We start from the raw sequence: 13,460 nt of genomic DNA on the forward strand, positions 1-13,460 counted from the left end.
ACTGCGCGGCAGTCGTCCGACATTCCCGACCCATTCAGGAGCCCCCCATGGAATCCCCATCCCACAGCCTGCCTGCCCTGTTCAAACAACTCGGTCTGTCCGACGACCCCGTGGACATCGACCGTTTCATCGCCACCCATTCACCGCTCAAGCCGGAACTGCACCTGGCGGATGCCTTCTTCTGGACCCCCAGCCAGGCGGATTTCCTGCGCGACGAGATCCTCGACGACGCCGACTGGGCGGAAGTGGTGGATCAGCTGGATGTGTTGTTGAGGAAGGGGCGGGGGGGTTGAGGCAAGTGGATTGATGTCGTCATGTAAATAGACCAGAATTAAGACCAAATTAGAGGTCTTAATTATGCAAAGCGTATTGGCTGATAAAGCTGTCAGCGTGTCTGAACTGAAAAAAAATCCTTCGGCTGTCCTGAACGGCGCACAGGGTGGTGCGGTTGCGGTGCTCAATCACAACCGGGTCATGGGCTATATGGTCCCGGCCGACGTGTTTGAAGCCATGATGGAGCGTCTTGACGATCTTGAACTGGCGGAGATTGTCCGTGCCCGTCGTCACGAGACCCCGGTCCCGGTAAATCTGGATGACTTATAAGCTCCAGTTCCTGCCTTCGGCGCGCAAGGAATGGGACAAGCTCGGTCATACCCTGCGCGAGCAATTCAAGAGGAAGCTGGCCGAGCGCCTGGAAATGCCGCGGGTGCCCGCGGACGCCCTTCACGGTATGGCGGACTGCTACAAGATCAAGCTCAAGGCCTCTGGCTATCGCCTGGTTTACCAAGTGATCGAGGATCAGGTCGTGGTTTCGGTGGTGGCCGTGGGCAAACATGAACGCAGTGCCGTGTATGAGCGGGCCCGAAAGCGCTGAGGCGTTTTCGGGTCAATGGTCGTTCAATTGTTTCAAAACTTGACTGAGATTATCCTCCCCATGCACCATTGATAGTTAGCAAACTAACTGTGTGCGAACTTTCCTTTGCCCGACTCTCTTGAATCACTCCAGATGAATATCAGCAGTGGCATGGTGGTCGCCGCCCGGCATTGGCGGCGGATCTGCCAGAGCACGCTGGTCAACTATGGAATCTCCGAAGCCTGCGCCGTGCCCCTGCTGATGATCGGGCGCCTGGGCGAGGGCGTGCGCCAGGTGACGGTGGCGCAGGCGGCGGGGATGGAAAGCCCGTCCCTGGTGCGTCTGCTGGACCAGCTGTGCAACGCCGGTTACGCCATACGCTCTGAAGATCCCCACGATCGCCGGGCCAAATGCCTGAGCCTGACCGACACCGGCCGCGAACTGGTGCAGTCGGTGGAAGCCGAATTGGTGCGCCTGCGCCGCGAGGTGCTGGAAGGCATCACAGCAGCGGACCTGGAGGCTGCGTTGAAGGTAATCCGCGCCTTCGAGTCGGCTGCCCAGCTGCCGGTGGTGCCGTCTTGAGCGGATTCTTCACCGGCGTCCCCCCCGCGCGCGACTGGTTCTACGGCGTGCGCACCTTTGCCGCGTCGATGATCGCGCTGTACATCGCCATGCTCATGCAGATGCCGCGTCCGTACTGGGCGATGGCCACGGTGTACATCGTCTCCAGCCCGTTCGTCGGGCCCACCAGTTCCAAGGCGCTGTACCGCGCGATCGGCACCTTGCTCGGTGCCTCGGCGGCGGTGCTGTTCGTGCCGATGTTCGTGCAGAGCCCCTATCTGCTGGTGGTGATCATCGCCCTGTGGACCGGGATCCTGCTGTTTCTCTCCCTGCACCTGCGTACCGCCAACAGCTATGCGTTGATGCTGGCCGGCTACAGCCTGCCGCTGATCGCCCTGCCGGTGGTGGATAACCCGCTGGGGGTGTGGGACGTGGCGGAGGCGCGCACCGAGGAGATCTTCCTCGGCATCGTCTGCGCGGCCGTGATCGGCAGCATGTTCTGGCCACGGCGGCTGGCGCCGGTGTTCGTCGATTCGGCGGGCAAATGGTTCGCTGATGCGTCCACCTACAGCCAGCGTTTTCTCAGCCGCGACGTGCGGCCCGAAGAAGTCAGTGCCTTGCGCGCATCCATGGTCGCCACCTTCAACAGCCTGGAGCTGATGATCGGCCAGTTGCCCCACGAAGGCGCGCGTCCGCAGACCGTGCGCAATACCAAGGAACTGCGCGGGCGCATGATCCACCTGCTGCCCGTGGTCGATGCCCTGGACGATGCCTTGTACGCCCTGGAGCGACGTACCCCGGAGCTGGTGGATAAGTTCGCGCCGCTGCTGGCCCAGGCCGGGCAATGGCTGGAAAGCACCGCCCAGGGCGCTTCGGTCGAGCGCTGGCAGGCTCTGCGTGGCCAGCTCGAAGCGCTGCAACCCGATGCCGAAGCCCTCGACGACCGGCGCCAGTTGCTGTTTTCCAACGCCCTGTACCGCCTCGGCGAGTGGATCGACCTGTGGCAGGACTGCCGCAGCCTGCAACACGCCATCCAGTGCGAAAGCCAGGACATCTGGCGCGCGGTCTATCGCCACTGGCGCCTGGGCCGTCTGACGCCGTTCCTCGACCGCGGGCTGATGCTGTATTCGGTGGCCTCCACGGTCCTGGCGATCATCGTCGCCTCGGTGCTGTGGATCCTGCTGGGCTGGACCGACGGCGGCAGCGCGGTGATCCTCGCGGCGGTGGCCTGCAGCTTCTTCGCCTCGATGGACGACCCGGCGCCGCAGATCTACCGGTTCTTCTTCTGGACCGCGATGTCGGTGCTGTTCGCCAGCCTCTACCTGTTCCTGATCCTGCCCAACCTGCACGATTTCCCGATGCTGGTATTGGCCTTCGCCGTGCCGTTCATCTGCGTCGGCACCCTGACGGTACAGCCGCGTTTTTACCTGGGCATGCTGCTGACCATCGTCAACACCTCGTCCTTCATCAGCATCCAGGGCGCCTACGACGCCGACTTCATGAGCTTCGCCAATTCCAACCTGGCCGGGCCCATGGGCCTGCTGTTCGCCTTTGTCTGGACCCTGGTCGCGCGGCCGTTCGGTTCGGAGCTGGCGGCCAAGCGCCTGACCCGTTTCAGCTGGCAGGACATCGTCGGCATGACCGAACCGGCCAACCTGGCCGAACACCGCCATCTGGGCGTGCAGATGCTCGACCGCCTGATGCAGCACCTGCCGCGGCTGGCCATGACCGGCCAGGACACCGGCGTCGCCCTGCGCGAAGTGCGCGTTGGCCTGAACCTGCTGGACCTGCTGGCCTACGCCCCGCGGGCCCAGGGCAACGCGCAGGCGCTGCTGCGCCAAGTGGTGGCCGAGGTCGGCGCCTACTTCAAGGCCTGCCTCAAGGCCGGCGAACGCCTGCCGGCGCCGAGCGGCCTGCTGATGACCCTGGACCGCGCCCGCCGCACCCTGGATGCCCGCAGCCAGGACGACCGCGAAACCCGTTTGCACCTGCTGCACGCCCTCAGCGGCCTGCGCCTGGCCCTGCTGCCCGGCGTGGAGTTCGTCGGCGGTGGCGAGCTTGAAGAACCGCTGCCCCATGGCATCGATGGAGCGCCTTTATGATCGGTGACCTGGATATCAGCGGGGTGTTTTTGCCCACGCTGCTGGTGCTGATGGGCCTTACCTATGGCTTGTACCTGGTGGTCCACGGGCTGCTGACGCGCCTGCATTTTTATCGCCTGGTCTGGCACCGGGCTTTGTTCAACGTTGGTCTGTACGCTTTGCTGCTCGGCGCCGTGGACTCACTCAGTCGATACCTGATGACATGAAAAAACCTTTATTGACCATCGGCCGTGTGGTCCTGACCTTGCTGGTGGTGAGCTTCGCGGTCGTGGTGGTCTGGCGCATGGTGATGTATTACATGTTCGCGCCCTGGACCCGGGACGGGCATATCCGTGCCGACATCGTGCAGATCGCTCCGGACGTCTCCGGGCTGATCCAGCAGGTGCAGGTGCGGGACAACCAGCTGGTCAAGCGCGGCCAGGTGCTGTTCAGCATCGACCAGGACCGTTTCAGCCTGGCCCTGCGCCAGGCCAAGGCGTCCCTGGCCGACCGCCAGGAAACCCTGGCCCAGGCCCAGCGCGAGGCCAAGCGCAACCTCGGCCTGGGCAACCTGGTGCCGCGCGAGCAACTGGAGGAAAGCCAGTCCCGCGTGGCCCGTGCCCAGTCGGCCCTGGCCGAAGCCCAGGTGGCGGTGGACAGCGCCCAGCTGAACCTCGACCGTTCGGTGATCCGCAGCCCGGTGGATGGCTACGTCAACGACCGCGCGCCGCGCACCCAGGAATTCGTCACCGCCGGTCGCCCGGTGTTGTCGGTGGTGGACAGCAACTCCTTCCACATCGACGGTTATTTCGAAGAAACCAAGCTCGACGGCATTCACATCGGCCAGAGCGTCGATATCCGGGTGATCGGCGATCGCGCGCGGCTGCGCGGGCATGTCGAAAGCATCGTTGCCGGCATCGAGGACCGCGACCGCAGCAGCGGCTCCAACCTGCTGCCCAATGTCAACCCAGCCTTCAGCTGGGTGCGCCTGGCCCAGCGGATTCCGGTGCGCATTGCCTTCGACGAGGTGCCGGAAGACTTCCGCATGATCGCCGGGCGCACCGCCACCGTGTCGATCATCGACGATCAGGCGCCAACCCGGTCGGAGCCGGCGCAATGAACAGCGCCCTGCGTTTGGCCACGGCCGGGCTCGGTTTGTTGCTGTCGGCCTGCCAGATGGTCGGCCCGGACTACCGGCTGCCGGACGACGCGGCGCTGCATCGCAGCGATTTGCAGGGCGACCTGGCCGGTTCGAGCGACAGCGTGGTCTCGGCGCCGGTCCCGGCAGACTGGTGGCGTTTGTACCAGGATCCGCGCCTGGACCAACTGGTGCAGCAGGCCATGGCCTCCAACACCGACCTGCGGGTCGCGGCGGCCAACCTGGCGCGGGCCCGCGCCCAGGTCGACGAGGCCCAGGCGGCCGGCGGCTGGAGCGGCGGGGCCAAGGCCGGGGTCGAGCGTTTGCAGGAGTCCGGCGAGGCCTTCCTGCTGCCGGAAAAAGTGCCGGTGGCCAACGTCGGCAACCTGTCCGTCAGCACCTCTTATCAGTTCGACCTGTTCGGCACCCTGCAGCGCGGCATCGAGGCGGCCAAGGCCAACGCCGACGCGACCCAGGCGGCGGCCGATACCGCGCGCATCACCCTGGTGGCGGATGTGGTGCGGGCCTACACGCAGGTCTGCGCGGCCAACGAAGAGCGCGAGATCGCCGAGCACTCCCTGGACCTGCAAGCCCAGAGCACCGAACTCACCCAGCGCCTGCGCGACGCCGGGCGCGGCGACGAAACCCAGGTCACCCGTTCCCAGACCCAGTTCAAATCCCTGCGCGCCGAACTGCCGCGCTACGAGGCGGCGCGCCAGTCGGCGCTGTTCCGCTTGTCGATGCTGCTGGCCAAACCGGTGGAGCAACTGCCCGCTGGCACCGGCAGTTGCGCCGAGTTGCCGCACATTGCGCAATTGTTGCCGGTGGGTGACGGCGCGGCGCTGCTCAAGCGCCGTCCGGATGTCCGCCAGGCCGAGCGCCGGCTGGCCGCCGCCACCGCAGAAATCGGCGTGGCCACCGGCGCCCTGTACCCGGACATCAGTATCGGCGCGACCGTTGGCACCGTGGGCATCGTCGACAACCTCGGCAAGCCCTCCACCAACCGCTGGGGATTTGGCCCGCTGATCAGCTGGACGGTACCGGCCAACGGTGCCCGCGAACGCATTCATCAGGCCGAAGCCGCCAGCCAGGGCGCCCTGGCGCATTTCGACGGGGTGGTGCTCAACGCGATCCGCGAAACCCAGACCGGCCTGGCCCAATACAGCGCCCAGCTGCAACGCCGAGACGCCCTGGCCGATGCCGAGCAGTCGGCGCGGCAGGCCGCCGACCAGACCCATCGCTTCTTCCAGGCCGGCCGCGAGTCGTTCCTCGCCGACCTGCAGGCGACCCGCACCTATACCGACGTACGGGCCCAACTGGCGGCGGCCAACACCCAGGTGGCGATGAGTCAGATCGACCTGTTCCTGGCCCTGGGTGGTGGCTGGGAAAGCGGACGAACGCAAGCCTCGAACCCCGGCAAACCCTGAGGCCGTTGCTATGCTTTGATCAGTTGGGTGAGCACCTTGCGTCCAGTGCTCGGCCAGCGGTCAGGCACGTGATGGTCATGGGGATTCGAATAATGAAAAACCCTTATGCTCTCGGCTTCTGGTGCGCCATCGTTGCACTGGTGCTGCTTTCTGCGACTTATTTCTACGGTGTCATGCTGGCGCACCAGATCGACAAGGCAATGATCTTTCTCGACAGCGCCAGCGCGCTGATTGCGGTGAGCGCCATCGTCTTCGTGGCCTGGACGTCGTTCCAGACCCAGAAAATCAAGAAAAAACAGCTGGAGCAGGGCAAGACCCTGGTGGCGATCTGGGACACCAAAGTCGCCCTGCGCCGGGTCGAAACCGTGTTCGACCGTTACTTCTGGGGCAGTTACTGGCAGCCGGGGCGGACCTTTCAGGAAGTCATGGGCGAGTTGACCGGCACCCCCCTGGAGAAAAGCCTCGAAGCCCTGAAAAAACAGTGCGTACTGCTGGATAAACAGGCTGCGGACGGTCGCCACTGGCTGAACAACGCCCGCGAACTGTCCGACGTCGCCGCCGCCATGGCCCGCGAGCGTTATCAACTGGACTTCTGCGACCCGCGTTCGGAAACGCCGGGCGGCGCGGTGATCAACCGCGATTTCGAAGTGCTGGTCTACACCTGGACCGCCCGCCTGAAAAGCTTCGATCATCAGCTCGACGCGCTGGAAGTCGAATACTCCGAACATGCGTAGCGGCCGAAGGGAGGCACGCAAACCCTGTAGCCGCTGCCGAGCCCGCGAGGCTGCGATCGGTTTGGGCGGCATTCCGACGCAGCAACCGCAAAACCTGAATCCGCGGTCCACCTGGAAAAACGCGTCGCCTGGCCTGGCGACTGCTACGTCGGAATGCCGCCCAAGTCGATCGCAGGCTGCGCCAGCGGCTACAGGAACCGTCCCGCACGTTCACTACTTTTCACATGGAAAGGTTGGGCCGCCCGGCCTGGCCGGTGCTAATCTTCGGCAGTTTTACGCACAGTCGAGCCACAACCCGTACCGGGTTCAGGGAAGACGACCACACATTCAACAACGGATCGATCGGGTCAAATAATGAATAAATCAGCAGGCGTACTGTTAGGAATCGTCGTCGCAGTGGGCGCTATCAGCGCCGGCGGCGCCTGGTATACCGGGACCAAGCTGGAAGGGGTGCTGCAAACCTCTATCGCTGATGCCAACAAGGAACTCCAGGCGGCCATGGTCGGTTCCAACGGTACCGCCAGCCTGGAGCTGGTATCGCTGGAGCGCAATCTGTTCAGCAGCACCGCGCGCTACCGCCTCAAGGGCCAGGGCGAGATGTTCGGCGACAGCGCCGAGGGCGTCGAACTGGTGTTCGTCGACCGTATCGAACACGGCCCGCTGCCGTTCTCGCGCCTGATGACCCTGAAATGGCTGCCGGTCATGGCCACCAGTCACTACGAGCTGGAAAAGAACGCCCTGACCGAAAAATGGTTCGCCGCCACCAAGGATGTTTCCCCGCTCAAGGGCGTGGTCAACCTGGGTTACGACCGTTCCGCCACCGGCAACCTGGAGTTGCTGCCGCTGGACACGGCCCTGGACGACAAGTCGACCCTCAAGTTCTCCGGCCTGAAGCTGGACCTCTCGACCAGCGCCCAAGCGCAGAAGGTCAAGGCCGAAGGCTACATGGACAGCCTCAAGCTCAACAGCGTCGCCGAAGACCAGACCCCTGTGCAGGTCGAGCTCAACGGCCTGACCCTGGCCAGCAACCTGACCAAGAGCAACTATGGCTTCTACGTCGGCGACAACACCCTGGAGCTGACCAGCACCAAGGCCACGTTCGGCGAGAAACAGTCGGTGCTCAGCTTCAAGAATTCGCAGATCAAGAGCGCCACCGACGAGAAGGGCGCCCACCTGGCCGGTCGTGCCGACTACAAGATCAGCGAAGTCGCCCTCAACGGCAAAGCCGTCGGTTCGGCGCAAATGGCCTGGAGCATGAAGAACCTCGACATCGCCTCCGGCATGTCGCTGATGCAGGTCTACCAGAACAAGCTGCAACCCTACGAAGACGCCGTCGCCGCGGCCGAAGCCGCCGGGGAGCCAGCGCCCGAGCTGAACCTGAGCGAGGCCGAGCAGGCCCAGGTCAAGGCTGACCTGGACAAGCTGCTGGCTGCCCAGCCGCACATCGCCCTGGAAAACCTCTCGTTCAAGACCGCCAACGGCGAAAGCCGCCTGAGCCTGGTGGTGGACCTGAACAAGCCGCAATCCATGGATCTGCCGCCGGCCGAACTGAGCAAGCAACTGCTCACCCAGCTGAACCTGAACCTGCTGCTGTCCAAGCCGATGATCGCCGACGTGGCGGCGTTGCAGGCGCAACTGGACGGTGTGACCGACGCCAAGGCGATCGCCGACCAGGGCAGCATGGCCGCCGACATGGTCAGCGGCATGGCGCTGGGTACCCAGCTGGCCAAGCTGGAAGGCAACGACATCGTCTCCAAGGTGCGCTACGCCAATAACGAAGTGGACTTCAACGGCCAGAAAATGACGCCTGAGCAGTTCGTCGGTTTTGTCATGAGCAAACTGGGACCGGTCACCATCCAGTAAGCCTCGAAAACCCTCTTCGCGGGGTTTTCAGCCAGAAACGCCCGGCCTCCGTAGCACGGATCTGCCGGGCGTTTTTTTGTCTGCATCCGACGGCAGAACCCCCACCCAGAGCCTCCCTGAACATGGCTACAGGCCACGTCGTTCGCGGATTCGGGCAGAAACGAATCTGAAGAAATATTACATTTGCGCATCTGCATCAGCCTTGCGTGGAAGACTCCGCCCCAATCTGGCCGAGTCATCTGATTCGGCTTCCTGGCACGTATCAGGCGGGGGGACACAAGACCCCGGCTAGCCATGTAAGGACGCTGAAGAAAATGCCGCCCATTGTTCACCCCGTTCGCCTTTATGGTTTGCGACCGCTGTTTCGCCTGGCGTTATGCAGCCAATTGCTGTGGCCGACCCTGGCCCTTGCCGACCCGGCGTACGACCGCCTGATTCTCGACGCCCGCGCCGGCAGCTATGCGCCAGCCCTGAGCCATTTGCGCCAGGTGCCGGCCGAGCGCCTGAACACCGGGCTGGTCAGCGACCACCTGCAGATCGCCAGCTGGGCCGGCCTTGACGCCGAGGTGGTGAATGTCTATGAAACCCAGGCCCGTGGCCGGGTGCTGCCGATCCAGGCGCTGACCGCCACCGCCCGTGCCTACCGTAATCTGCAGCGCTGGGACTCGGCGATCCTGGTCTACCGCCTGGCCCTCGAACGCGACCCGCGCAATCCCGACCTGCAACTGGGCCTGGCCCTGACCCAGGCCGACGCCGGCAAGCCCGAGGAAGCCGTGCGTCGCGCCCGCGAGCTGGTGGCGGCCAAGCCTGACGATGCCACCCGCCGCCTGGCCCTGGGCTACGCCCTGACCCGCGCCGGTTCGCCGTATGACGCGTTGTTCGAGTTCGACCAGGCGTTCATCCGCGCCGGCACCCGACCGGAAGTCGCCCGCGAATACGTATTCGCCCTGCAACGGGCACGCCTGCCGGAACCGGCCTTGCGCCTGGCCCGCCAGCGCCCGGGGCTGATCGATCCCGTCATAGAACGTCGCCTGCAAGGCGACCTGGCCGCCGAGCGCGTGCGCCTGGCCGAGCTGGCCACCCGCAGCGAGAAAGAGCGTTATGTCATCGCCGACCGCGCCCTGGCCGATTACGACCAGTTGCTCGCCACCTGGACCCCGGACCCGGCGGCCAAGGACGACGTGACCCGCTGGCGCATCGACCGCATGGGCGCGCTCAAGGCCCGGGCGCGCACCGCCCAGGTGATCGACCAATACCACAAGCTGACCGCCGAAGACGTGGCCATCCCCACCTACGCCCTGCGCTGGGTGGCGGCCTCCTACCTGGACCAGCGCCAGCCGGAGATCGCCAGCGACCTCTATCGCCAGGTGCTGGCGGCGCCGGATGCCGATGTCAGCGACCGCGTCGAAGACAGCACCGCGCTGTATTACGCCTTGCTGGAAAGCGACCGCCCACAGGAGGCGCAACAGGTCGCCGACGACCTGGCCAGGAACCAGAAACCGCGGGTCGAGCTCAAGGGCTTGCCGGTGGGCAACCCCAACGATGAATGGATGGACGCCCAGCAACTCGCCGCGCAGTCCGGCACCTACAGCGCCGACCTGCCGGGCAGCGAGCAGCGCCTGGCCAGCCTGGTGGACCAGGCGCCGGGCAATATCGGCCTGCGCGTGGCCCAGGCCAACCTGTACCAGGCCCGGGACTGGCCGCGTCGCGCCGAGGGCCTGCTCAAGGAAACCGAGAGCATGGCGCCGCGCGATGTCGGCCTCGAGGTCGCCCAGGGCCACACCGCCCAGGACCTGCAGGAATGGCGTCAGCTCGATGCCCTGACCGACGACGTGGTGCAGCGTTATCCCGACAACCGTCAGGTGCAGCGCCTGGCCCGCCAGCGCCAAGTGCACGACATGGCCGAGCTGCGGGTCGAGACCTATGGCGGCAAGAGCTACGGCGGCGGCAACAGCGGCGCCGGCGCGGTTTCCGGCAGCAAGGATTTCGGCATCGAGACGGTGCTCTACAGCCCGCCGATCGATGAAGACTGGCGGCTGTTCGGCGGCCTCGGCTATGCCACCGGCGACTTCCAGGAAGGCACCGGGCATCACCGCTGGCAGCGTATTGGCGTGGAGCGGCGGACCCGCGACATGACCCTGGAAGCGGAAGTCTCCAACCACTCCTACGGCTTCGACGACAAGCAGGGCGCGCGGCTGTCCCTGGCCCGCGACATCGACGATCACTGGCAGTACGGCGGCAGCCTGGAATACCTCTCGGCCAATACCCCGCTGCGGGCGCTCAACAGCAACATCTACGCCAATGGCGGCAGCGCGTTCCTGCGCTGGCGGGCCAACGAGAGCCGTGAATGGCGGCTGGCCCTGAGCCCCTCGCATTTCAGCGACGGCAACAACCGTTTCGAGGCCCTGCTCACCGGTCGCGAGGGCGTCTATGCCACGCCGCATGTGCAGGTCGACCTGGGCCTGGAAGTCGGCGCCAGCCGCAACACCAAGGAAGACACGCCCTACTTCAACCCCAGGTCGGACTTCACGGTGCTGCCGACGGTGAACGTCAACCACGTGCTCTATCACCGCTACGAAACCTCCTGGAGCCAGCAGTTCCAGGTGGGCGCCGGTACCTACAGCCAGCGCGATTACTCCACCGGGGCGATCGGCCTGCTCAGCTATGGCCAGCGGGTGACCTGGAATGACGTGTTCGAAGCCGGGGCCGCCCTGAGCGTGCTCAACCGGCCTTACGACGGCGACCGGGAAACCGACCTGCGCCTGCTCCTCGACCTTACCTATCGCTTCTAGAAGAGTCCGAAGATGCCTCCGATGACCCGTTGCATCCTCCTGCTGGGAGCCCTGATTCTCAGCGCCTGCGCCCAGCCCGCCGCGGATTTCCTGCCGCCGGCGCAGCGCCCCGTGCCCGCCAGCGAAACCCCGTGGCCGAAAAACCACGTGCTGGGCATTGCCTACCACGACGTCGAAGACCGCGACCCCGACCAGGCGGTGGTGGCCGTGCGCACCGAACGCTTGATCGAACAGCTGGCCTGGCTGCGCGAGAACGGCTACCAGCCGGTCACCGTGGACCAGATCATGGCGGCGCGCAAAGGCGGCCCCGAGCTGCCGGCCAAGGCCGTGCTGCTGAGCTTCGATGACGGTTATGCGAGCTTCTACACCCGCGTGCTGCCGGTGCTGCGCAGCTACAACTGGCATGCCCTGCTGGCGCCGGTGGGGGCGTGGGTCGATACCCCGCTGAACCAGCCGGTGGACTTTGCCGGCACCCCGCGCAAGCGCTCGGACTTCCTGACCTGGCAGCAGGTCCGCGAGATTTCCCGTTCCGGCCTGGTGGAAATCGCCGCCCACACCGATGCCAACCACAAGGGCGTGTTGGCCAACCCCCAGGGCAACCTGCAACCGGCCGCCGCCACCCGGCGTTATGACGCCAGCAGCGGGCGCTATGAAAGCGAGGCCGAGTTCGAGGCGCGCCTGCGCAGCGACGTGGCGGCCATTTCGAAAAAAATCCGCGCCGCCACCGGCTACAGCCCGCGCGTCTGGGTCTGGCCCTACGGCGCCGCCGACGGCACCGCGCTGCGGGTGGTGGGCGAGCAGGGCTACGACATGGCCCTGACCCTCGACGACGGCCTCGATGCCCTCGACAACCTGATGAGCAGCCCGCGGTTCCTGGTGTCCTCGGACCCGGATGGCATCCACTTCTCCAACAGCATCGTCGGCGTCGAAGCCAGCAACCCGATGCGCGTGGCCCATGTCGACCTGGACAACGTCTACGACCCGGACCCGCAGCAGCAGGAAATCAACCTCGGCAAGCTGGTCCAGCGCATGGCCGACCTGGGCGTGAATACCGTGTTCCTGCAAGCCTTCGCCGACCCCAAGGGCGATGGCCTGGTGCACTCGCTGTACTTCGCCAACCGTCACCTGCCGGTGCGCGCCGACATCTTCGATCGGGTCGCCTGGCAACTGCGCACCCGGGCCAACGTCAAGGTCTTCGCCTGGATGCCGGTGCTGAGTTTCGCCCTCGACCCGAGCCTGCCGCGCGTGACCCGCTGGGACCCGGAAACCGGTCAGGTCGCGGCCGACCCCGACCAGTACCGGCGCCTGTCGCCGTTCGACCCGAAGGTGCGGCGCATCATCGGTGAGATCTACGAAGACGTGGCGCGCCTGACCTCGGTGGACGGCATCCTCTACCACGACGACGCGGTGTTCTCCGATTTCGAAGACGCCAGCCCCGCAGCGCTGCGTACCTACGCCGCCAACGGCCTGCCCGGTTCGATCGCCGCCTTGCGCGCCGATCCGGCGACCCTGCAGCGCTGGACCCGCTTCAAGAGCCGCTACCTGATCGACTTCACCCATGAGCTGACCGCCAAGGTCAAGGCGATCCGCGGGCCGCAGGTGCTGACTGCGCGCAACCTGTTCGCCGAGCCGATGCTCAACCCGCAGAGCGAAGCCTGGTTCGCCCAGAACCTCGACGACTTCCTCGCCAACTACGACTGGACCGCGCCGATGGCCATGCCGTTGATGGAGGGCCAGCAACGCAAGGCTTCCGGCGCCTGGCTGGAGCAACTGGTGGCCACGGTCAAGGCACGCCCCGGCGCGCTCAACCGTACCGTCTTCGAACTGCAGGCCCGGGACTGGGCACAAAAACCGGCGAGCGATATCGACGCCGCGCAGATGGCCGACTGGATGGGCCGACTCAAGCGCCAGGGCGCGACCAGTTTCGGCTACTACCCGGATAACTTTCTCGAGAACTCGCCGGACTTGAAGACCATCCGTCCTGCGCTCTCCACCAAGTGGAATCCTTAAA

At 65.4% G+C, this 13,460-nt stretch carries 12 protein-coding genes; all 12 read left to right on the forward strand.

Annotation, left to right across the window (positions count from 1 at the left end):
* The first annotated feature begins 47 nt into the window (after positions 1 to 47).
* Positions 48 to 293, forward strand: coding sequence for a DUF2789 domain-containing protein (locus PVZ78_RS05765; protein ID WP_009046355.1), 246 nt, complete (start codon positions 48 to 50; stop codon positions 291 to 293).
* 64 nt (positions 294 to 357) lie between these two features.
* Positions 358 to 603, forward strand: a complete 246-nt coding sequence (locus PVZ78_RS05770) for a type II toxin-antitoxin system Phd/YefM family antitoxin (protein ID WP_009046356.1) — start codon at positions 358 to 360, stop codon at positions 601 to 603.
* A complete protein-coding gene (locus PVZ78_RS05775) occupies positions 593 to 874 on the forward strand; it encodes a type II toxin-antitoxin system RelE family toxin (protein WP_273828352.1) in 282 nt (93 codons plus the stop codon). Before PVZ78_RS05770 ends, PVZ78_RS05775 begins: the two co-directional genes overlap by 11 nt.
* A 132-nt stretch (positions 875 to 1,006) precedes the next feature.
* Positions 1,007 to 1,435: a MarR family winged helix-turn-helix transcriptional regulator gene (locus PVZ78_RS05780; protein ID WP_028681511.1), complete on the forward strand. Its 429-nt coding sequence runs from the start codon at positions 1,007 to 1,009 to the stop codon at positions 1,433 to 1,435.
* Positions 1,432 to 3,516: an FUSC family protein gene (locus tag PVZ78_RS05785; RefSeq protein ID WP_273828353.1), complete on the forward strand. Its 2,085-nt coding sequence runs from the start codon at positions 1,432 to 1,434 to the stop codon at positions 3,514 to 3,516. The genes PVZ78_RS05780 and PVZ78_RS05785 overlap by 4 nt, the downstream gene beginning before the upstream one ends.
* Positions 3,513 to 3,722 (forward strand): DUF1656 domain-containing protein, encoded by a 210-nt coding sequence (locus tag PVZ78_RS05790; protein ID WP_007932080.1) that lies wholly within the window; start codon positions 3,513 to 3,515, stop codon positions 3,720 to 3,722. Before PVZ78_RS05785 ends, PVZ78_RS05790 begins: the two co-directional genes overlap by 4 nt.
* Complete coding sequence (locus PVZ78_RS05795; RefSeq protein ID WP_016705006.1) at positions 3,719 to 4,615, forward strand: efflux RND transporter periplasmic adaptor subunit; 897 nt, start codon at positions 3,719 to 3,721, stop codon at positions 4,613 to 4,615. Before PVZ78_RS05790 ends, PVZ78_RS05795 begins: the two co-directional genes overlap by 4 nt.
* A complete protein-coding gene (locus PVZ78_RS05800; protein WP_016705007.1) occupies positions 4,612 to 6,060 on the forward strand; it encodes an efflux transporter outer membrane subunit in 1,449 nt (482 codons plus the stop codon). The genes PVZ78_RS05795 and PVZ78_RS05800 overlap by 4 nt, the downstream gene beginning before the upstream one ends.
* Positions 6,061 to 6,152: 92 nt before the next feature.
* On the forward strand, positions 6,153 to 6,794 hold the full coding sequence (locus PVZ78_RS05805; RefSeq protein WP_016705008.1) for a hypothetical protein: 642 nt from the start codon (positions 6,153 to 6,155) through the stop codon (positions 6,792 to 6,794).
* 354 nt (positions 6,795 to 7,148) lie between these two features.
* Entirely contained in the window at positions 7,149 to 8,657 is a 1,509-nt protein-coding gene (locus tag PVZ78_RS05810; RefSeq protein WP_009046363.1) for a YdgA family protein, read from the forward strand.
* Positions 8,658 to 8,971: 314 nt separating this feature from the next.
* On the forward strand, positions 8,972 to 11,449 hold the full coding sequence (pgaA, locus tag PVZ78_RS05815; RefSeq protein WP_273828354.1) for a poly-beta-1,6 N-acetyl-D-glucosamine export porin PgaA: 2,478 nt from the start codon (positions 8,972 to 8,974) through the stop codon (positions 11,447 to 11,449).
* A 12-nt stretch (positions 11,450 to 11,461) separates the two neighbouring features.
* Positions 11,462 to 13,459 (forward strand): poly-beta-1,6-N-acetyl-D-glucosamine N-deacetylase PgaB, encoded by a 1,998-nt coding sequence (gene pgaB / locus PVZ78_RS05820; protein WP_273828355.1) that lies wholly within the window; start codon positions 11,462 to 11,464, stop codon positions 13,457 to 13,459.
* Position 13,460 lies beyond the last annotated feature (1 nt).

It is taken from the genome of Pseudomonas sp. SBT1-2 (assembly GCF_028640875.1).
In the GTDB taxonomy this organism is placed as follows: domain Bacteria; phylum Pseudomonadota; class Gammaproteobacteria; order Pseudomonadales; family Pseudomonadaceae; genus Aquipseudomonas; species Aquipseudomonas chlororaphis_I.

What these genes read in the sequence shown, in the direction of transcription:
- PVZ78_RS05765 (WP_009046355.1), top strand. Translation starts at nt 48, where the DNA reads ATGGAATCCCCATCCCACAGCCTGCCTGCCCTGTTCAAACAACTCGGT.
- PVZ78_RS05770 (WP_009046356.1), top strand. Translation starts at nt 358, where the DNA reads ATGCAAAGCGTATTGGCTGATAAAGCTGTCAGCGTGTCTGAACTGAAA.
- PVZ78_RS05775 (WP_273828352.1), top strand. Translation starts at nt 593, where the DNA reads ATGACTTATAAGCTCCAGTTCCTGCCTTCGGCGCGCAAGGAATGGGAC.
- PVZ78_RS05780 (WP_028681511.1), top strand. Translation starts at nt 1,007, where the DNA reads ATGAATATCAGCAGTGGCATGGTGGTCGCCGCCCGGCATTGGCGGCGG.
- PVZ78_RS05790 (WP_007932080.1), top strand. Translation starts at nt 3,513, where the DNA reads ATGATCGGTGACCTGGATATCAGCGGGGTGTTTTTGCCCACGCTGCTG.
- PVZ78_RS05795 (WP_016705006.1), top strand. Translation starts at nt 3,719, where the DNA reads ATGAAAAAACCTTTATTGACCATCGGCCGTGTGGTCCTGACCTTGCTG.
- PVZ78_RS05800 (WP_016705007.1), top strand. Translation starts at nt 4,612, where the DNA reads ATGAACAGCGCCCTGCGTTTGGCCACGGCCGGGCTCGGTTTGTTGCTG.
- PVZ78_RS05805 (WP_016705008.1), top strand. Translation starts at nt 6,153, where the DNA reads ATGAAAAACCCTTATGCTCTCGGCTTCTGGTGCGCCATCGTTGCACTG.
- PVZ78_RS05810 (WP_009046363.1), top strand. Translation starts at nt 7,149, where the DNA reads ATGAATAAATCAGCAGGCGTACTGTTAGGAATCGTCGTCGCAGTGGGC.
- pgaA (WP_273828354.1), top strand. Translation starts at nt 8,972, where the DNA reads ATGCCGCCCATTGTTCACCCCGTTCGCCTTTATGGTTTGCGACCGCTG.
- pgaB (WP_273828355.1), top strand. Translation starts at nt 11,462, where the DNA reads ATGCCTCCGATGACCCGTTGCATCCTCCTGCTGGGAGCCCTGATTCTC.